The 16,636-nt window shown below is 73.2% G+C and carries 18 protein-coding genes; 13 read left to right on the top strand and 5 right to left on the bottom strand.

The features are described from left to right. Window positions 1-61 precede the first annotated feature (61 nt). The 4 genes from NAG42_RS35325 to NAG42_RS35310 are packed head-to-tail and all read left to right on the top strand — an operon-like array spanning window position 62 to window position 3,190. Entirely contained in the window at window positions 62-721 is a 660-nt protein-coding gene (locus tag NAG42_RS35325) for a glycosyltransferase family 2 protein (RefSeq protein WP_250036398.1), read from the top strand. After that, on the top strand, window positions 718-1,353 hold the full coding sequence (locus tag NAG42_RS35320; protein ID WP_250036397.1) for a TIGR04282 family arsenosugar biosynthesis glycosyltransferase: 636 nt from the start codon (window positions 718-720) through the stop codon (window positions 1,351-1,353). Before NAG42_RS35325 ends, NAG42_RS35320 begins: the two co-directional genes overlap by 4 nt. Continuing rightward, on the top strand, window positions 1,350-1,994 hold the full coding sequence (locus tag NAG42_RS35315; protein WP_250036396.1) for a methyltransferase domain-containing protein: 645 nt from the start codon (window positions 1,350-1,352) through the stop codon (window positions 1,992-1,994). Before NAG42_RS35320 ends, NAG42_RS35315 begins: the two co-directional genes overlap by 4 nt. Further along, the gene (locus NAG42_RS35310) at window positions 1,967-3,190 is read left to right on the top strand and encodes a molybdopterin-dependent oxidoreductase (protein WP_250036395.1); all 1,224 of its coding nucleotides are present in this window, start codon (window positions 1,967-1,969) and stop codon (window positions 3,188-3,190) included. Before NAG42_RS35315 ends, NAG42_RS35310 begins: the two co-directional genes overlap by 28 nt. A gap of 333 nt (window positions 3,191-3,523) precedes the next feature. Here the strand turns inward: NAG42_RS35310 and NAG42_RS35305 are convergent, their stop codons facing one another. The 3 genes from NAG42_RS35305 to NAG42_RS35295 are packed head-to-tail and all read right to left on the bottom strand — an operon-like array spanning window position 3,524 to window position 7,344. Next, window positions 3,524-4,228 carry an SDR family oxidoreductase gene (locus NAG42_RS35305; RefSeq protein WP_250036394.1) on the bottom strand — a complete coding sequence of 235 codons (705 nt, stop codon included), beginning with the start codon at window positions 4,226-4,228 and terminating at the stop codon, window positions 3,524-3,526. 31 nt (window positions 4,229-4,259) lie between these two features. Next, window positions 4,260-5,231 (bottom strand): RNA polymerase subunit sigma-70, encoded by a 972-nt coding sequence (locus NAG42_RS35300; RefSeq protein ID WP_250036393.1) that lies wholly within the window; start codon window positions 5,229-5,231, stop codon window positions 4,260-4,262. Window positions 5,232-5,277: 46 nt separating this feature from the next. Next, window positions 5,278-7,344, bottom strand: a complete 2,067-nt coding sequence (locus NAG42_RS35295) for a putative bifunctional diguanylate cyclase/phosphodiesterase (RefSeq protein ID WP_250036392.1) — start codon at window positions 7,342-7,344, stop codon at window positions 5,278-5,280. On the opposite strand from NAG42_RS35295, the gene NAG42_RS35290 reads away from it, so the two are divergent. Together NAG42_RS35290 and NAG42_RS35285 are read left to right on the top strand one after the other, a co-directional pair. Then, window positions 7,265-8,014 carry an LLM class flavin-dependent oxidoreductase gene (locus NAG42_RS35290; protein WP_308201230.1) on the top strand — a complete coding sequence of 250 codons (750 nt, stop codon included), beginning with the start codon at window positions 7,265-7,267 and terminating at the stop codon, window positions 8,012-8,014. The two genes, NAG42_RS35295 and NAG42_RS35290, sit on opposite strands and share 80 nt — an antisense overlap. Window positions 8,015-8,035: 21 nt before the next feature. Continuing rightward, window positions 8,036-9,064, top strand: coding sequence for an alpha/beta hydrolase (locus NAG42_RS35285; RefSeq protein ID WP_250036390.1), 1,029 nt, complete (start codon window positions 8,036-8,038; stop codon window positions 9,062-9,064). Window positions 9,065-9,073: 9 nt separating this feature from the next. Here the strand turns inward: NAG42_RS35285 and NAG42_RS45185 are convergent, their stop codons facing one another. Together NAG42_RS45185 and NAG42_RS35275 are read right to left on the bottom strand one after the other, a co-directional pair. Then, window positions 9,074-9,463, bottom strand: coding sequence for a cupin domain-containing protein (locus NAG42_RS45185; RefSeq protein WP_250036389.1), 390 nt, complete (start codon window positions 9,461-9,463; stop codon window positions 9,074-9,076). Window positions 9,464-9,474: 11 nt separating this feature from the next. Continuing rightward, window positions 9,475-9,918, bottom strand: coding sequence for an Lrp/AsnC family transcriptional regulator (locus NAG42_RS35275; RefSeq protein WP_250036388.1), 444 nt, complete (start codon window positions 9,916-9,918; stop codon window positions 9,475-9,477). A 141-nt stretch (window positions 9,919-10,059) separates the two neighbouring features. Between NAG42_RS35275 and NAG42_RS35270 the strand changes: the two genes are divergently transcribed. Genes NAG42_RS35270 through NAG42_RS35240 form a run of 7 tightly spaced genes read left to right on the top strand, consistent with a single transcriptional unit; the run spans window position 10,060 to window position 16,635 of the window. Next, entirely contained in the window at window positions 10,060-10,941 is an 882-nt protein-coding gene (locus NAG42_RS35270) for a tryptophan 2,3-dioxygenase (RefSeq protein WP_438872494.1), read from the top strand. Next, window positions 10,941-12,191, top strand: a complete 1,251-nt coding sequence (kynU, locus tag NAG42_RS35265) for a kynureninase (RefSeq protein ID WP_250036387.1) — start codon at window positions 10,941-10,943, stop codon at window positions 12,189-12,191. The genes NAG42_RS35270 and kynU overlap by 1 nt, the downstream gene beginning before the upstream one ends. Then, window positions 12,188-13,498 (top strand): FAD-dependent oxidoreductase, encoded by a 1,311-nt coding sequence (locus tag NAG42_RS35260; RefSeq protein ID WP_250036386.1) that lies wholly within the window; start codon window positions 12,188-12,190, stop codon window positions 13,496-13,498. The genes kynU and NAG42_RS35260 overlap by 4 nt, the downstream gene beginning before the upstream one ends. Further along, entirely contained in the window at window positions 13,495-14,997 is a 1,503-nt protein-coding gene (locus NAG42_RS35255; protein ID WP_250036385.1) for a 2-hydroxymuconic semialdehyde dehydrogenase, read from the top strand. The genes NAG42_RS35260 and NAG42_RS35255 overlap by 4 nt, the downstream gene beginning before the upstream one ends. Beyond that, on the top strand, window positions 14,994-15,692 hold the full coding sequence (locus NAG42_RS35250) for a 2-keto-4-pentenoate hydratase (RefSeq protein WP_250036384.1): 699 nt from the start codon (window positions 14,994-14,996) through the stop codon (window positions 15,690-15,692). Before NAG42_RS35255 ends, NAG42_RS35250 begins: the two co-directional genes overlap by 4 nt. Further along, window positions 15,689-16,123 carry a RidA family protein gene (locus NAG42_RS35245; protein WP_250036383.1) on the top strand — a complete coding sequence of 145 codons (435 nt, stop codon included), beginning with the start codon at window positions 15,689-15,691 and terminating at the stop codon, window positions 16,121-16,123. Before NAG42_RS35250 ends, NAG42_RS35245 begins: the two co-directional genes overlap by 4 nt. Further along, the gene (locus NAG42_RS35240; protein ID WP_250036382.1) at window positions 16,120-16,635 is read left to right on the top strand and encodes a 3-hydroxyanthranilate 3,4-dioxygenase; all 516 of its coding nucleotides are present in this window, start codon (window positions 16,120-16,122) and stop codon (window positions 16,633-16,635) included. The genes NAG42_RS35245 and NAG42_RS35240 overlap by 4 nt, the downstream gene beginning before the upstream one ends. Window position 16,636 lies beyond the last annotated feature (1 nt).

The following is a 16,636-nucleotide window of genomic DNA, read 5'->3' as shown; positions in this document are numbered from 1 at the left end:
AAGGAGGCGGTAATGCGGATCCGGGGTTCCGGCCGGTTCTCCGCGGCTACCTTCGGCGTCCATGACCGACGTAGTGCTGCCCTGCCTCAACGAGGCGCCCGCCCTGCCCTGGCTGCTCGGGCGGCTGCCCGACGGCTACCGGGCGATCGTGGCCGACAACGGCTCCACCGACGGCACAGCCGAGGTGGCCCGCAGTCTCGGCGCCCGCGTCGTGAGCGTGCCCAGCCCCGGTTACGGCGCGGCCGTGCACGCCGGGATCGTCGCGTCCGACCCCGATGACGGCCTGGTCTGCGTGATGGACGCCGACGGCTCCTTCGACCCGGCCGAGCTGCCGCGGCTGGCCGGCCCGGTGCGGACCGGCCCGGCCCGGCTCTGTGTGGCCCGCCGCCGGCCGACCACCCGCCGGGCCTGGCCGCCGCACGCCCGGCTCGGCAACGCCCTGCTGGCCCACCGGCTGCGCCGCACCACGGGACTGGACGTGCACGACATCGGCCCGATGCGCGCGGCCCGCCGCGACGACCTGTTGTCGCTCGGCCTGCGCGACCGCCGTTTCGGCTACCCGCTCGAACTGCTCATCGCAGCCGCCCGCGCCGGCTGGACGGTGACCGAGGTCGACGTCGCCTACCAACCCCGCGCCGAGGGCACGAGATCGAAGGTCAGCGGCACGGTCCGCGGCACCGCCCGCGCCATCCGGGACATGAGCGCGGTGCTGGCCCGATGAGCGCACAGATCGTGGTGCTGGCCAAGACCCCCGTGCCGGGCCGGGTCAAGACACGGCTCTGTCCACCGTGCACCCCCGAGCAGGCGGCCCGGATCGCCGCGGCGGCGCTCGGCGACACCCTCGACGCGGTCGGCGCGACACCGGCCGCCGCGCGGATCCTGGCCGTGGAGGGCGGGCTGGCCGCGCCGGCCGGCTGGGGCCGGGTGACCCAGCGCGGCGGCCCGCTCGGGGAGCGGCTGGCGTACGCCTACGCCGACACCGCGGTGCCCGGCCGGGCCAGCCTGCTGATCGGCATGGACACCCCGCAGGCAGGCCCCGCTCTGCTGGCCCGCGCGCTCGAGTGGCTCGCCGCGGACGACGTCGACGCCGTGCTCGGCCCGGCCGCGGACGGCGGCTGGTGGGCGCTGGGCCTGCGCGATCCCGCCCACGCCCAGGTCCTCCGCGACGTTCCGATGTCGACGCCCGCCACCGGTGCGCTGACCCGGGCCGCGCTCACCGCTCGCGGTCTGCGCATCGCGACCCTGCCCGTGCTCACCGATGTCGACACGATGACCGACGCGCACGCGGTCGCCGCGCTGTGCCCCCGCGGCAGCCGGTTCGCCGCCGCTGTCCCCGCCCTGGCCGTCGCATGACCGCGCTGGCCGTCTTCGACGCCGCCCTGACCCGCGCCGCGGCCGGATCGCCGGGCACCCTCACCGTCCGCCACGACAGCGGCGCCGAGCACGAGACCGACCCCGCTTCCTGGTGCCGCAGCCGGCTACCGGGCGACCGCGGCCTGCTCGACCGGTGCGCCGGGCCGACCCTCGACGTCGGCTGCGGCCCGGGCCGGCTCACCCACGCCCTCAACCGGCGCGGGCATCCGGCGCTGGGCATCGACATCAGCGCCGCCGCTGTCCGCCTGGCCCGGGCCCGCGGCGCCACCGCCCTGCGCCGCGACGTCTTCGGCGACCTGCCCGGGCACGGCCGGTGGCTGCACGTGCTGCTGGCCGACGGCAACATCGGCATCGGCGGCGACCCGGTGCGGCTGCTGCGCCGCTGCCGGGAGCTGCTCGCCCCGGACGGCCGGCTGCACGTCGAACTGGCCCGCCCGGGCACCCCCAGCTGGTCCGGCGCGGCCCGGCTGGCCGCCGACCGGGGCCCGGCCGGCGAGCCGTTCCGGTGGGCCGTGCTGGCCGCCGACCACCTGCCCGGCCCGGTTGCCGCGAGCAGTCTGCGGATCGTGAGCACCTGGACGGAGGCCGGCCGATGGTTCGCGACGCTGAGCCCGGCGTGATCCGGCGCGCACACGCGTGGATGAGCCGGCCGCTGCCGCCCCCGCCCGCGGTCCTGCGTCAGGGACCGTTCCGCCGGGGGGCCTTCGACACCCGCGGTCGTTCCCCCCGGCTGACCAGCCTGCTCGGGATCGCGCTGGGCGTCGCCTTCACGATCTGCTTCGCGACCGGCCTGATCAGCCATCTCATCCAGCACCCGCCGTTCTGGTTCGGCTGGCCGTCCCGGCCGGTCGGCCTCTATCGGGTCACCCAGGGCGTGCATGTGGCGACCGGCTTGGCGTCGGTGCCGCTGCTGGGCGCGAAGCTGTGGTCGGTCTATCCGCGTCTGTTCGCCTGGCCTCCCGTACGCGACCCGGCGAACGCGATCGAGCGGGCGAGCATCGCCGTGCTTGTCGCCGCCGCCCTGTTCCAGGTGATCAGCGGCGTCCTCAACGTCGCCCGCTGGTACACGCCGATGCCGTTCTTCTTCACCGCCGGCCATTACTGGGCGGCCTGGCTGGCCATCGGGGCCCTGCTGACCCACCTCGGCGTCAAGCTCCCGATCGTCCGGACGGCCCTGAGCCGGCGTACCCCGGACCACAGCGCGGCGGGGACGCTCAGCCGGCGCGGCCTGCTGGGCACCGTCGGCGTCGCGGCCGGGCTGATCACCGTGGCCACCGCCGGCCAGACCGTGGCCCCGCTCGGCCCGGTCTCCGTCCTGGCGCCGCGCCGGCCCGGGAGCGGACCGCAGGACCTGCCGGTCAACAAGACCGCCGGCGGGGCGGGGGTCCGTGACGCCATCCTCGACCCGGCCTATCGGCTGACCGTGGTCGGCCCGGCCCGCACCCAGACCCTGAGCCTGACCGATCTGGCCGGGCTGGCGCAGCACACCGTCGTCCTGCCGATCAGCTGCGTCGAAGGGTGGAGCGCGGTCGGCACCTGGACCGGTGTCCGGCTGCGCGATCTGGTGGCCCTGGCCGGCGCGGACCCGGACGACGCCGAGGCCTACGTCGAGTCGCTCGAGGCCCGCGGCCGCTACCGGACCACGACGGTGCCGCCGCCGCACATCCGTGACCCGTTCACGCTGCTGGCGCTGCGGCTCGGGGGCGAACCGCTGCATCCCGACCACGGCTACCCGGCCCGGCTCATCGCCCCCAACCGCCCCGGCGTGCTGCAGACCAAGTGGGTCGGCCGGATCACCGTGCGGAGCGCGTCGTGAGGGCCGTCCTGATCGCCGCCGGGGCGCTGGTGATGGCGTTCGCGGTGACCGGCGCGCTCACCGACCCCGACTTCAAGGGCGGCGCCCTGGTGTTCCTCGTCGGGGTGCTGGTCGCCCACGACGCCGTCCTGCTGCCGCTGACCATCGGGGCCGGCGCGCTGATCGGCCGCTTCGTCCCGCTGCGATCGCGCCCCCTGGTCCGCTCGGCGGCTCTGATCAGCCTGGCCGTCACGGTCGTCGCCCTCCCGCTGGTGCTGGGCCCCGGCACGGACTACGGCCGGGGCCTGCTCGAGGTCTACGGCGTCGTCTGGGCCGGGACCGGCGTGGTCCTGGTCATCCGGCGTGTTCGCGAAGGCCGTCGCCGTCGAGGAGATACGCGCCCGCGATCGCCGCTGCCGGATCCGCCACCAGCGCGATCACCTGGGCCCCCACCGACTCCGGGGCCGGCGCCCCGCTCACCCGCGCCCGGAACTCCTCCGCGGTGATGCCGGACGCCTGTGCGTACGCCCGGATGGCCGTCTCGCCGACGGTGGTGTGCGGCGTGATGCCGGGCAGCACGGTGGTCATGGTGATGCCCCGATCGCGACCCTGCGCCGCCGCGTAGCTCGTCATCAGCCGTACGGTGGCTTTGGCCCCCGCATAGCCGCCGCTCAGCGGCGAACCGCGCAGCTCGGCCGCGCTGCCGAAGACGACCACCCGCGAGCCCGGGTCGAGCGGCAGCTTGAGCGCCGCCCGCAGCCAGACGAAGGCGATCCGCACGTCGGCCTGCCAGTTGGCCGAAAAGGTCTCCCAGTTGTGCTCGGTCAGCGGCCGCATCGCCGGGGCCACCCCCGCCGTGACGATCAGCAGATCGGGTCGTGCCGCGGCGAGCACCTTCCCGGCGAACTCCTCGTCCGTGGCGTCGCCCTGTTCACCGTCGGCGCCGGCCAGATCGCGGGCGACGACGGTCACCCGCGCCCCGGCGTCGCGGGCGGCCCGGGCCACGCCGAATCCGAGGCCCCGGCTGCCGCCGACGACCACTGCCGATCGTCCTGTCATCGCTGTCACGGTTCCTCCTGAGGTTGTCGTGTCAGCGGGCAGACCCCGGTGGCCGGGCCGAATCACCGGCCGCGGCGAAACTCGGCAGCAGGTCCGGGTCCAGATAGATGTGGATGTGCCGGATCCCGTCGCCGGCCACGTCGAGGATCTGCAGGGCGTGCGCCGCGAACTCGCCGTCCGGCTCGCGGACATACATCGCGTAGGTCGGCTGCCCGTTGGCCCGGAGCGGAGCCTCCACCATGGCGAAGCGGCCCGGTTCGCGCAGCACGTGGGTGCCCAGGAAGCCGAGGACGGCGTCGCGGCCGGCGAACCAGGTCGCGTGCGGCGGCATCTCGAGGGTGACGTCCTCGCGCAGGACGGCGGCCAGCGCACCGACGTCGGCCGCCTGGAAGGCGTCCACGTACCGGTGCAGGCGGGCCCGCAGTTCGGCGCCACCGGGCTCGCTCATGGTCCGGGGGTCGGGCGCGCGGCGGGCGATCCGGTCGCGGGCCCGCCGCAGGGCGCTGTTGACCGCGATCGTGGTCGTGCCGAGCACCGTGGCGACCTCGTCGGCCGGCAGGTCGGCCACGTCGCGCAGAAGCAGCACGGCCCGCTGGGAGGCCGGCAGATGCTGCAGGGCCGCGACGAACGCCAGCCGCACGTCCTGCCGGGTGCCGGCCTCGTCGGCCGGGTCGACCGGCAGCGGCCCCAGCCACCGGGTCCGCGCGGGCGCCGCCCGAGCCGGAAGGGCCCAGTCCTGTTCGGGGCCGCCCAGACCGGACGGCAGCGCCCGCCGGCCGCGTTGCTCGATCAGGCGCAGGCAGACGTTGGTCGCGATCTGATGCAGCCAGGTCCGGGCCGACGCCCGCCCCTCGAAGCGCTCGAACCCGCGCCAGGCCCGCAGGAACGTCTCCTGCACCGCGTCCTCGGCGTCGGCCGACGACCCGAGCATCCGGTAGCAGTGCGCCAGAATCTCCCGCCGGAGCGGTCCGGTCGCCGCCGTGAACCCTGCCTCGTCCGCCACGCGCGCACCCCCTTGTGATCCTATGGATCCGCGGGGCCGCCGGAACTCACCGGTCGGCGCGGGCCGGGATCGGGGCGAGGGACGCGCTGAGCTGATCGGCCGGCATCGGGCGGGCGAAGTGGTAACCCTGCGCCCGCCGATAGCCCATGTCGGTCAGCAACCCGGCCTGCCCGGCCGTCTCCACCCCCTCGGCCACCGCCTCCACCCCCATGGCCTGGGCCAGCTGCAGGACGGCGCGGGCGATCGCGTCCCGCCCCGGCTCGGGGACGAACGAGCGGTCGAGCTTGATCTGGTCGACCGGGCAGTCGACCAGCAGGCTCAGCGTCGACGCGCCGGTGCCGAAGTCGTCGAGCGCGACCCGCACGCCCAGCTCGCGCACGGCCGCGAGGTTGGCCTGGGTGGCCCCGCCGCCGAGCGCGGTCGACTCGGTGATCTCCACGGTCAGGCACCCGGCGGGCAGTCCGGCGGCGGTCAGGGCGCCGCCCACCTCGGCGGCGAACCCGGGATCCAGAAGCTGGTGCGGGGACGCGTTCACCGACACCGTGCGGGGCGCGTCCGCACCCAGCTCGGCCCGCCACGCCGCGGCCTGCCGGACCGCCGCCCGCAGCACCCACCGGCCCAGCGGAACGATCAGCCCGGTCTCCTCGGCCGTCCCGATGAACTCGCCCGGGGCGAGCAGGCCCCGATCGGGGTGCTGCCACCGGATCAGCGCCTCGGCGCCGGCCACCTGTCCGCCGGGCAGGCTGACCACCGGCTGGAAGTGCAACACGAACTGGTGCTCGGCCACGGCCCGGCGCAGCTCGGTCTGGCGGCGGCTGCGCTCAGCCGCGCGCGACTCCATGCCTTGCACGTAGCGCTGGTGGCCGCCCTCGCCACGCGCCTTGGCCTCGTACATGGCGATGTCGGCGTGCCGCAGCAGGTCGGCCGGGTCGTCGCCGGCCATGCCCTCGGCCACCCCGAAGCTGGCCCGGACGCTGAGTAGCTGCCCGTCCGCCTCGATCGGGATCAGCAGCGCCTCGGCGATCCGGCGCAGCGCCCGGTCGACGTGCTCACGGCCCAGATCCTCGAACAGGACGGCGAACTCGTCGCCGCCGAGCCGGGCCACCATGTCGGCCGGCCGCACACTCATCCGCATCCGCTCGGCCACCGCCACGAGCAGCTCGTCGCCGACGTGGTGGCCCAGGGTGTCGTTCACGGTCTTGAAGTCGTCCAGGTCGATCAGCACCACGCTGAACCGGTGGTCCGGGCGCGGGTCCCCGGCGACCCGCGTGACGCGCTCGGTGAACAGCGTCCGGTTGGCCAGCCCGGTGAGCGCGTCGTGAGTGGCGTCGTGGCTGAGCCGGTCCTGGACCGTGCGCGTCTCGGTGATGTCCCGGCTGTTGGTCACCACGCCGCCCACACTGGGCTCGTGCAGGAAGTTGGCCCCGGTCGTCTCGAACCACCGCCACGAGCCGTCGGCGTGCCGATAACGGGCGTGCATGGTCACCGACGCTCCGGGAGCCCCGAGGATGCGCTGGAAGTCCCGGCGTACGGCGGGCAGGTCATCGGGGTGGGCCAGGCGCAGGATGTCCTGGCCGATGAGGTCGTCCGGGTCGAGACCGAGCACCCGGGTGACGGCGGAGCTGACGTAGCGGACGGTGGCGTCGGCCCCGGCGATCATGACGACGTCGGTGGAGTTCTGGACGAGCAGCCGGAAGCGGTCGACGAGCCGGTCGTTCTCCCGCAGCGCGAGCAGCTGCCGGGCGACCACCATGGCCGCCATGACCAGGGCGCCGGCCGCGATCACCGGGGCATCGCCCGCTCGCGTGAAGACCGTGGCGACCAGCAGGACTCCCACCGCGGCGACCGCGGCGTACGGGTAGAGGGTGTACCCACGCCGACGGCCCGCCGTCCCGGTCCGCCCGGCGCTCCGTTTCATGACCAGCCCGATGGCGGCCACGCCGCCGGCCAGGCAGCTGATCGTCGCCGCGGACTGGCCGAGCGAGGCCGTCCCGGCCTGGGCCGGCACGACGACCAGGTGCCAGGCGAACAGCGTGCCGGCCGCCAGCACCGTGCTGACGTCCAGGGCCGCGGTCACGCGCAGGAGTTGGCTGTCCCACGGCTTTTCCGGCATCGCCTACCTCGAGGTTCGCAGCTGTCATGACTTTCATCGGCGGCGGGGGAGCCGACTTGAGCGGCCCACCGGTTCTGACCGACCGAGTGAGCCGGGCACCACACTCCGGTCCGAGCAGCAGCGCCCCGAAGTGCCGCTGCTGCTCGGCGCCTGGGGCCCGCGGGGCGCGGCGCTGGCCGGCCGGATCGCCGGCGAGATCAAGGTGGGCGGCAGCGCGAACCCGGACATGGTGCCGGTGATGCGCGAACGCCTGCTGGTGGGCGCTTCCCGGATCGGGCGGGACGTGGCGGAGATCGGCGTCGTGCTCGGCGCGGTGACCGTGGTCGACACCGACGGCGAGGCGGCCCGGGCCAGGGCGCGCACCGAAGTGGCCATGTATCTGGCCGTGGTGGCCGAGCTCGATCCCACCGTCGCACTGCCCGACGGGCTGGTGGCCGAGGTCGGCCGGTTGGTCGACGCCGGCCGTGACGAGGAAGCCGGCACGCTGATCCCCGACGATGTGCTGGACCGGTTCGCCTTCTCCGGCACGCCGGAGCAGGTCGCGCGTCAGGCCCAGTCGCTGATCGACGCCGGTGTGCGGCGGGTCGAGTTCGGCACCCCGCACGGGCTCACCGATGATCGTGGTGTCGAGCTGCTCGGCACCGAAGTCCTGCCCCTGTTGTCCCGGTAGCCCCGTTAGGAGCGCACCCCGATGGACGTCCTGCTCGTTCTCGGCCCCGACCTGGTCGCCGACCGCGGCCTGCTCACCTCCCTCGCCGGCAGCACGGCCTGGGAGCTCGACGCCGGCCTGACCGTGGTGTCGTCGGTGACCGCCGCGGAACTGGCCGCGCACGACGGCCCGGCCGTGGTGGTGCCGGCCGACCCGGCGCTGATGGCCGCCGCCGGAGCCAACACCGTCTTCTACGACCTCACCGTGGCTGCCGATCCGGTATCACCGCAACACCTGCACGGCCGGGGGGTGTGGGGCCTGGCCTGGGCGATCAAGCATGCCGTGCACCGGCTGCGCGAGCCCGCCACCCGGGTCGCCTACGGCGAGCACCCGGAGCAGCGGGCCGATGAACGGATCCCGACCGGCGCACCGGCCGCCCCCGCCGGGGCGCCGGTCGGGATTCTCCTGCACGGTGGGTTCTGGCGCTCGATCTGGGCCGCCGACCTGATGGACGCGCTCGCCATCGACCTGACCGCGCGCGGCTGGACCAGCTGGAACCTCGAATACCGGCGTCCCGACCGGAACGGCTGGGCGGCCACCACGGCCGATCTGGCGGCCGGGGTCGCCGCGGCCCGCGAACGTCACCCGGGCGCGCCGATCGTGCTGTTCGGCCACTCGGCCGGCGGTCAGCTCGCCCTGCGCCTGGCCGCCGACGACCCGGACCTCGCGCTGGCCGTGTCCCTGGCCGGCGTGCTCGACCTCGGCGAGGGCCAGCGGCGGTTCCTGGGCGAGGGCGCGATCACGACCGCCCTCGGCGGGACACCGGACGAGGTGCCGGACGTCTACGCCGCGAGCGACCCGATGGCCCGGCTGCCGCTCGCCTCGCCGGCGCTGCTGGTGCAGGGCAGCGGCGACAGCCTCGACCTGGTCGACATCAACCGGCGGTTCGCCGCCGCCTCCGGGGTGCCACTGCTGGAGCAGGCGGGTGACCACTTCGACGTCATCGCGCCGGGCTCACCGATCTGGGCGGCCACCATGGCAGAGGTGGACCGGGTTATTTCACGTACGTGAACAGGTCCCTCAAGACAGCCGGGGGGTGACCACCGAGACCACGGTGGTCACCTGCTCGGTGTCGTTGTACATGCTGTGCGGCACCGAGGAGCGCAGGTGCACGCTGTCGCCCGGGCACAGCCGGTGCTCGACCCCGTCGACCTCGTAGAGCAGCTCACCCGAGATCACGTACGCGAATTCCTCGCCGGCGTGACCGTACGCCGTCTCCCACCGCCCGCCCGGCGCGATGTGCACCACCATGGGCTCGAGCACCAGACCGGCGCCACGGTCGGACAGCATGCGATAGGTCTGCTGGCCCGACACGTATTGCACAGCCGCGTTCTCGCCCCGGGTCAGCGTGAAGTGCCGGGGCATCGGCACCACGACCGGATCGGCCGGGGTGTCGAAGAAGTCGGCCACCGATGTCCTACCTAGAAGTCGGGTGGCGGCGCGATCGGCTGCCAGGTCAGCGGAGTGGACAGAATCATCGTGCTGGACGGCGCACCGTACCCACCCAACCGGTCGATGACCTCCTCGAACGCCTCCATCGAGGTGGTCGCGACCTTGAGCACCGAACACGTGTCGCCGGTCACCCGGTTGATCTCCAGCACCTCGGGCCAGGCAGGCACCTTGTCGTCGCGCAGCACGCAGGTCGGGCCGTAACACGACATCCGGATCAGCGCGAGCACCACCCGCCCGGTCCGGGCCAGGTCGACGTGGGCGTGATAGCCCGTGATCACCCCGGTCTCCTCCAGCCGGCGTACCCGTTCGGCCACAGCCGGCGGCGAGAGGTGCACCCGCCGCGAGAGCTCGCTGTAGGACAGGCGCGCGTCGTCCTGCAACTCGCGCAGCAGCGCCCAGTCCATCGCGTCCATCCGGCCACCTTCCGATCGTTAAGCGGTTCCGCAAATCTAGCCGCCGATCACCGGTTGCCGGAGGTCAGCGCCGTTGATCCGGCATTCCGACCGAGGCCCTCGCAGAGAAATCATGGACCGGTCAAGGGCGAGGAGAAGTCAGTGGAAACCGTGAATGCCGCGGCCGTGCGGCCGACCAACGCCGCGGAGCGTGACGAGCGTCGATCCCGCAACAACGGCGCACCCACCCTGGAGTTCGGGCATCGGGTGCCCTACGACGCCTACGTGCACGCCAGCACGCTGCACACGTTGCAGCGCACGCTCAGCGGCGACCCCGGCGAGATGTCGTTCCTCGTGGTCAGCCAGATCATGGAGCTGTACTTCAACCTGATCCGCCACGAGCTCGAGCTGGCCCGCGAGCACCTGCGCTCCGACCAGATCTGGCCGGCGCTGGCCCCGTTGAAGCGGACCGCGCTGCACCTTGAGGGCCTGAACGCGGCCTGGCAGACCCTGCGCTGGATGACCCCGGCCGATTTCAACAAGTTCCGCGACCTGCTGGGCGAGGGCTCGGGCTTCCAGTCGGCCATGTATCGCCAGGTCGAGTTCCTGCTCGGGCTGCGCACCCGGTCGCTGATCCGCCCGTTCAAGGGCACCCCGGAACACGACGAGCTGACCGCGGCCCTGCACCGGCCTAGTCTGTGGGACGAGGTGATCGCGCTGCTCGCCCGGCAGGGCCACGACCTCAAGCCCGAGCTGCTGGACCGCGACGTGGCCGACGAGCACCAGGCCGACCCGTCGGTCTCCGACGCGTGGGTGCGCATCTATCGTGATCCCGGCCCGGACAACCACCTCAGGCTGCTGGGCGAGGCGCTGACCGAGGTCGCCGACCGGTTCGGCGACTGGCGCTATCTGCACCTCAAGGCGGTGCAGCGGACAATGGGGGCCAAGAGCGGCTCGGGCGGGTCGAACGGCTTGACCTTCCTGCAGCGCAGCATGGCCCGGCCGGTCTTCCCGGAGCTGTGGACCTCGCGGACGGAGATGTGATGGAGCGCGATCAGCAGGATCCGGGTCACCGGCACCTGTTCCATGTCCCGCCGGCCGAGGGCGGTGACCACCCGGAGGTGGCGTATTTCGCCGGCAACTCGCTCGGCCTGCAGCCCCGGGCGACCCGGGTCGAGCTGAACGAGGACCTCGACGACTGGGCCCGGCTCGGCGTCGAGGGGCATCTGGACGCGGCCCGGCCCTGGCTGCCCTACCACGAGCTGCTCACCCAGCCCGCGGCCCGGCTGGTCGGCGCCCTGCCCTCCGAGGTCGTGGTGATGAACTCGCTCACCGTCGACCTGCACCTGCTGATGGTGTCGTTCTACCGCCCGGCCGGCGACCGCACCCGGATCGTCATCGAGGACGCGGCGTTCCCCTCCGACAGCTACGCCGTCCGCAGCCAGGCCCGGTTCCACGGCCTCGACCCCGGCACCGCGGTCGTCCGGCTGCGGCCGCGCGACGGCGAGGACACGCTGCGCACCGAGGACGTCGTGGCGTTCCTCGACAAGGAGGGCGACACGGTGGCGCTGCTGATGCTGGGCGGCGTCAACTACCTCACCGGTGAGGTGATGGACATGCCGGCCATCACGGCGGCGGGCAGGAAAGCCGGCGCTGTCGTCGGCTGGGATCTCGCGCACGCCGCGGGCAACGTTCCGCTCAGCCTGCACGAGTGGGGCGCCGACTTCGCCGCCTGGTGCTCGTACAAATACCTGAACTCGGGGCCGGGTGCCCTGGCCGGGGTGTTCGTCCACGAGCGCCACCACGGATCCCCGCTGCCCAGATTCGAGGGCTGGTGGAGCACCGAGGCGGCCACCCGCTTCGAGATGACCCCCGAGTCGCGGCCGCCGCGCAGCGCCGACGCCTGGCAGGTCTCCAACCCGCCGATCCTCGCGATGGGCCCGGTCCGCACGTCGCTGCGCATCTTCGACGAGGTCGGGATGCCCGCGCTGCGCGAGCGCAGCCTGCGCCTGACCACCTATCTGCGCGAGCTGCTGGACGAGGTGGTGGCCACCCGGCCGCTGTCGGTCATCACGCCGCGGGAGCCCGAGCGGCACGGCTGTCAGCTCTCGGTCCGGCTGCACGAGGGCAACGCGGGCGCGCTGACCAAGCGGCTGCGCTTCGAGTACGGCGTGATCGCCGACGCGCGTCAGCCGGATGTCGTGCGGTTCGCGCCGGTGCCGCTGTATTCGACCTATCAGGACTGCCGGCGGGCCGCCGAGGCGCTGGCCGCCTGTGTTGAGGAGACCAAGTGACACACATCGCGGTCGTCGGCGCCGGGCTCTGCGGCAGCCTGCTCGCCTGCTACCTGGGCCGCCGGGGCTACACCGTCGACGTCTACGAGCGCCGCCCCGACCCGCGGGTCACCGGGGCCGAGCGCGGGCGCTCGATCAACCTGGCCCTCTCCGAGCGCGGCCTCGACGCGCTGCGCCGGATCGGTCTCGACGAGCAGGTGCTCAAGGACGCGCTCCCGATGCGGGGCCGGATGGTGCACCCGCTGGGCGGCGGGACGAACTTCCAGCCGTACAGCATCTCGGGCGACCGGGCGATCAACTCGATCGGCCGCGGCACGCTCAACGACGCGCTGCTCGACGCGGCGGGCGAGACCGACGGCGTCACCCTCCACTTCGACCACCCGCTCACCTCGCTCGACCCCGAGACCGGCACGCTCGGCTTCGCCGACGGCAGTCAGGCCAAGGCCGATGTCGTGCTGGGGGCCGACGGCGCCGGCTCGGCGACGCGCGGGCTGCTGATGGCGTACGCCGGGGAGAGCTTCACCGAGACGGTCAGCTTCCTCGACTACGGCTACAAGGAGCTGACCATCCCGGCCCGCGACGGCGAATACGCCCTCGACCCGGGCGCGCTGCACATCTGGCCGCGCGGCACCTCGATGATGATCGCGCTGCCCAACCCGGACCGCTCGTTCACCGGCACGCTGTTCTGGCCCAACGCGGGCACCGGCAGCTTCGCCTCGCTGGGCAGCCCGGCCGCGGTCGAGCGGCACTTCCGCGACCAGTACCCCGACCTGCTCGAGCTGATCCCCGACCTGGCCGACGACTACCGGCACAACCCGGTCGGCCTGCTCGGCACCGTCAAGTGCGCGCCCTGGCAGATGCTGGGCCGGGTGGCGCTGATCGGCGACGCCGCGCACGCCATCGTCCCGTTCTACGGCCAGGGCGCCAACGCCTCCTTCGAGGACGTGGTCGAGCTCGACCGCTGTCTGGACGCGACCGGCGACGACTGGGCGGCCGCGCTCCCGGCCTACGAGGCCGGTCGCCGCGAGAACTCGGAGGCGATCGCCGAGATGGCTCTGGCCAACTTCGTCGAGATGCGCGACAAGGTGGCCGACCCGCTCTTCAAGCTGGGCAAGACCGTCGAGCACACCCTGGAACGGCTGCTGCCCGGCAAGTACGTCTCGCGCTACGAGCTGGTGTCGTTCTCGACCACGCCGTACGCCGACGTCCGGCGCCGGGTCCGGCGGCAGCACCAGGTGGCCGGGGCCGTCGCCGGAGCGCTGGCGGCCCTGGTGGCGGCCGCGCTGATCCGTAAGGTGGTGCGATGAACTGGGACCCGACGCTGGTCACCGGCCGACCGGCCGGCGATCCGCCGCTGCTGCGTAACTTCGTCGCCGGCGAGTTCCGCCCGGCCACCTCGACGTTCGCCAAGGCCTCACCGGTCACCGGTGAGACGGTCTTCTCGGTCACCGAGTCCGACCGGTCCACGGTGGACGACGCGGTCGCCGCCGCCCGGGCCGCGGTGCGCGGGCCATGGGGCCGCACGACCGAGCAGGAGCGGGCCGTGGTGCTGCGCCGCGTGGCCGACGAGCTCGAGCGCCGCTTCGAGGATCTGGTCACCGCCGAGGTGGCCGACACCGGCAAGACCCTGACCCAGGCCCGCACGCTCGACATCCCGCGCGGCGCGGCCAACTTCCGGGCGTTCGCCGACGTGGTCGCCGCGACCGGCACCGAGTCGTTCACCACGGCCACCGCCGGCGGCGGGCGGGCGTTGAACTACGCGGTCCGCAAGCCGATGGGCGTCGTCGCCATCATCGTGCCGTGGAACCTGCCCCTGCTGCTGCTGACCTGGAAGGTCGCGCCCGCCCTGGCCTGTGGCAACGCGGTCGTGGTCAAGCCCAGCGAGGAGACCCCGGCCTCGGCCACCGTGCTGGCCGAGGTGATGGCCGCGGCCGGCGTGCCCGAGGGTGTCTTCAACCTCGTGCACGGTCACGGCCCGGACGCCGCCGGGGAGTGGCTCACCACCCACCCCGGCGTCGACGCGATCACCTTCACCGGCGAGTCGGCCACCGGCTCGGCCATCATGCGCAACGCCGCCCCCGGCGTGAAGCCGGTGTCGTTCGAGCTCGGCGGCAAGAACGCCGGCCTGATCTTCGCCGACGCCGACCTGGACGCCGCGGTGGCCGGTAGCGTCCGGTCCAGCTTCACCAACGGCGGCCAGGTCTGCCTCTGCACCGAGCGGCTCTACGTGCAGCGGACGGTCTTCGACGAGTTCGCCGAGCGGCTCGCCGCCCGGGCCCGCGAGCTGACCTACGGCTGGCCGTCCGACGAGACCACCGGCACCATGCCGCTGATCTCCAAGGCGCACCGCGACAAGGTGCTCGGCTACTACGACCTGGCCCGGTCCGAGGGCGCGACCGTGCTGGCCGGCGGGGGAGTGCCGCACTTCGGCGACGAGCGCGACGGCGGCTCCTACATCGAGCCGACCGTGATCACCGGGCTCGGCCAGGACGCCCGGACCGTACGGGAAGAGGTCTTCGGACCGATCTGCCACCTCGCGCCGTTCGACGACGAGGAGGAGGCCTTCGCCCTGGCCAACGACAGCGCCTACGGTCTGGCCGGGACGGTCTGGACCCGGGATGTGGGCCGGGCGCTGCGGGCCGGGGCCCGGCTCGACGTCGGCCTGGTCTGGGTGAACACCTGGTTCCTGCGCGATCTGCGCACCCCGTTCGGCGGCATGCGCGCCTCCGGCGTGGGCCGCGAGGGTGGCCGCCACTCGCTCGACTTCTACTCCGAATACACCAACGTCTGCGTGGACATGTCATGACGCCGCTCGCCCTCGCCCTCGACAACGCCCTCACCACCGCCACCGAGCTTCCCGGCGGTGGGCACGAGATCGCCGACCCCTACGCGGTGCAGCGTGAGCTGGTCGGACTGCGGCTGGCCCGCGGCGAGACGATCGCCGGGATCAAGCTGGGGCTGACCAGCAAGGCCAAGATGCGGCAGATGGGGGTCGACTCGGTCATCTGGGGCCGGCTGACCGACGCCATGCGCATCGAGGACGGCGGGGTGCTCGACCTCGGGCCGCGCATCCACCCCAAGGTCGAGCCCGAGGTGGCCTTCCTGGTGCGCGACGGCGCGATCGCGGCGGTCGCCCCGGCGCTCGAGGTCATCGACTCGCGCTGGCTCGACTTCAAGTTCACGCTCGACGAGGTGATCGCCGACAACACCTCGGCCGCCGCATTCGTGGTCGGCGCCTGGCAACCGGTGCCCCCGTCGATCGATGCCCTCGAGGTGCGCCTGCTCCTCGACGACCAGGTGGTCGAGAGCGGCTCCACCGCGGCGATCCTGGGCGACCCGCGGGAGGCTTTCGCCGAGGCCCGGCGGCTGGCCGGTGCGCTCGAGGACGACTGGATCGTGCTGGCCGGGGCGGCCACGGCGGCCGTGCCGGTGGGAGCCGGTCAAACCGTACGGGTGGAAGTGGAAAGCCTGGGCGCGGCCTCGCTGCGGGCCTCCTCGTGACCGGGAAGCTGGTCGCCGGCAAGGCCACCCCGCGGGGCGCCTTCCCGCACGTCAAGGTGGCCAACGGTTTCGCCTTCGTCAGCGGCACCAGCAGCCGGCGGCCGGACAACACCATCGCCGGTGCCGTGGTCGACGCGATGGGCACCACCTCGCTCGACATCGCCGAGCAGACCCGGGCCGTGATCGAGAACATCGCCGACATCCTGGCGTCGGTCGGGGCGTCGCTCGACGATGTCGTGCAGCTGACCACCTACCTGGTCAACATGAACGACTTCGGTGGCTACAACGCCGTCTACGCGCAGTTCTTCGACTCGTCGGGGCCGTCGCGGACCACGGTCGCGGTGCACCAGCTGCCGCACCCGCACCTGCTCATCGAGATCCAAGCCGTCGCTGTTCTGCCTGTTCCGCCGTCGTCCAAGGAGGCGTCATGACCGACCCGATCAACTTCCCGGGCTGGATCGAGGACAACAAGCACCTGCTCAAGCCGCCGGTCGGCAACAAGCAGATGTTCCCCACCGGCAGCGACTTCATCGTCATGGTGGTCGGCGGCCCCAACTCGCGCACCGACTTCCACGTCGACCCCTACGAGGAGTTCTTCTATCAGGTCAAGGGCAACATGCACGTCAAGACCATGACGCCCGAGGGGCCGAAGGACGTGCACATCCGCGAGGGCGAGATGTGGGTGCTGCCGGGCAACACGCCGCACTCCCCGCAGCGTCCCGAGCCCGGCTCGATCGGCCTGGTCGTCGAGCGGATCCGCGAGGAGGGCACGCTGGAGAAGTTCCAGTGGTATTGCGGCAACTGCGACGCGGTCGTGCACGAGGTCGAGCTTCAGGTGCGCGACATCGTGGAGGACCTGCCACCGGTGTTCACCGCGTTCTACGAGGACGAGAAGGCGCGTACGTGCGCCAACTGCGGCACCCTGCACCCCGGGAAGGGCTGAC

The sequence above is a fragment of the Paractinoplanes maris genome, assembly GCF_023544465.1.
GTDB lineage: Bacteria > Actinomycetota > Actinomycetes > Mycobacteriales > Micromonosporaceae > Actinoplanes > Actinoplanes maris.
Note: the sequence above shows the minus strand (reverse complement) of the source record. Positions and strands in the feature narration are given on the sequence as shown.

What these genes read in the sequence shown, in the direction of transcription:
- NAG42_RS35325 (WP_250036398.1), top strand. Translation starts at nt 62, where the DNA reads ATGACCGACGTAGTGCTGCCCTGCCTCAACGAGGCGCCCGCCCTGCCC.
- NAG42_RS35320 (WP_250036397.1), top strand. Translation starts at nt 718, where the DNA reads ATGAGCGCACAGATCGTGGTGCTGGCCAAGACCCCCGTGCCGGGCCGG.
- NAG42_RS35315 (WP_250036396.1), top strand. Translation starts at nt 1,350, where the DNA reads ATGACCGCGCTGGCCGTCTTCGACGCCGCCCTGACCCGCGCCGCGGCC.
- NAG42_RS35310 (WP_250036395.1), top strand. Translation starts at nt 1,967, where the DNA reads ATGGTTCGCGACGCTGAGCCCGGCGTGATCCGGCGCGCACACGCGTGG.
- NAG42_RS35305 (WP_250036394.1), bottom strand. Translation starts at nt 4,228, where the DNA reads ATGACAGGACGATCGGCAGTGGTCGTCGGCGGCAGCCGGGGCCTCGGA.
- NAG42_RS35295 (WP_250036392.1), bottom strand. Translation starts at nt 7,344, where the DNA reads ATGCCGGAAAAGCCGTGGGACAGCCAACTCCTGCGCGTGACCGCGGCC.
- NAG42_RS35285 (WP_250036390.1), top strand. Translation starts at nt 8,036, where the DNA reads ATGGACGTCCTGCTCGTTCTCGGCCCCGACCTGGTCGCCGACCGCGGC.
- NAG42_RS35275 (WP_250036388.1), bottom strand. Translation starts at nt 9,918, where the DNA reads ATGGACGCGATGGACTGGGCGCTGCTGCGCGAGTTGCAGGACGACGCG.
- kynU (WP_250036387.1), top strand. Translation starts at nt 10,941, where the DNA reads ATGGAGCGCGATCAGCAGGATCCGGGTCACCGGCACCTGTTCCATGTC.
- NAG42_RS35255 (WP_250036385.1), top strand. Translation starts at nt 13,495, where the DNA reads ATGAACTGGGACCCGACGCTGGTCACCGGCCGACCGGCCGGCGATCCG.
- NAG42_RS35250 (WP_250036384.1), top strand. Translation starts at nt 14,994, where the DNA reads ATGACGCCGCTCGCCCTCGCCCTCGACAACGCCCTCACCACCGCCACC.
- NAG42_RS35240 (WP_250036382.1), top strand. Translation starts at nt 16,120, where the DNA reads ATGACCGACCCGATCAACTTCCCGGGCTGGATCGAGGACAACAAGCAC.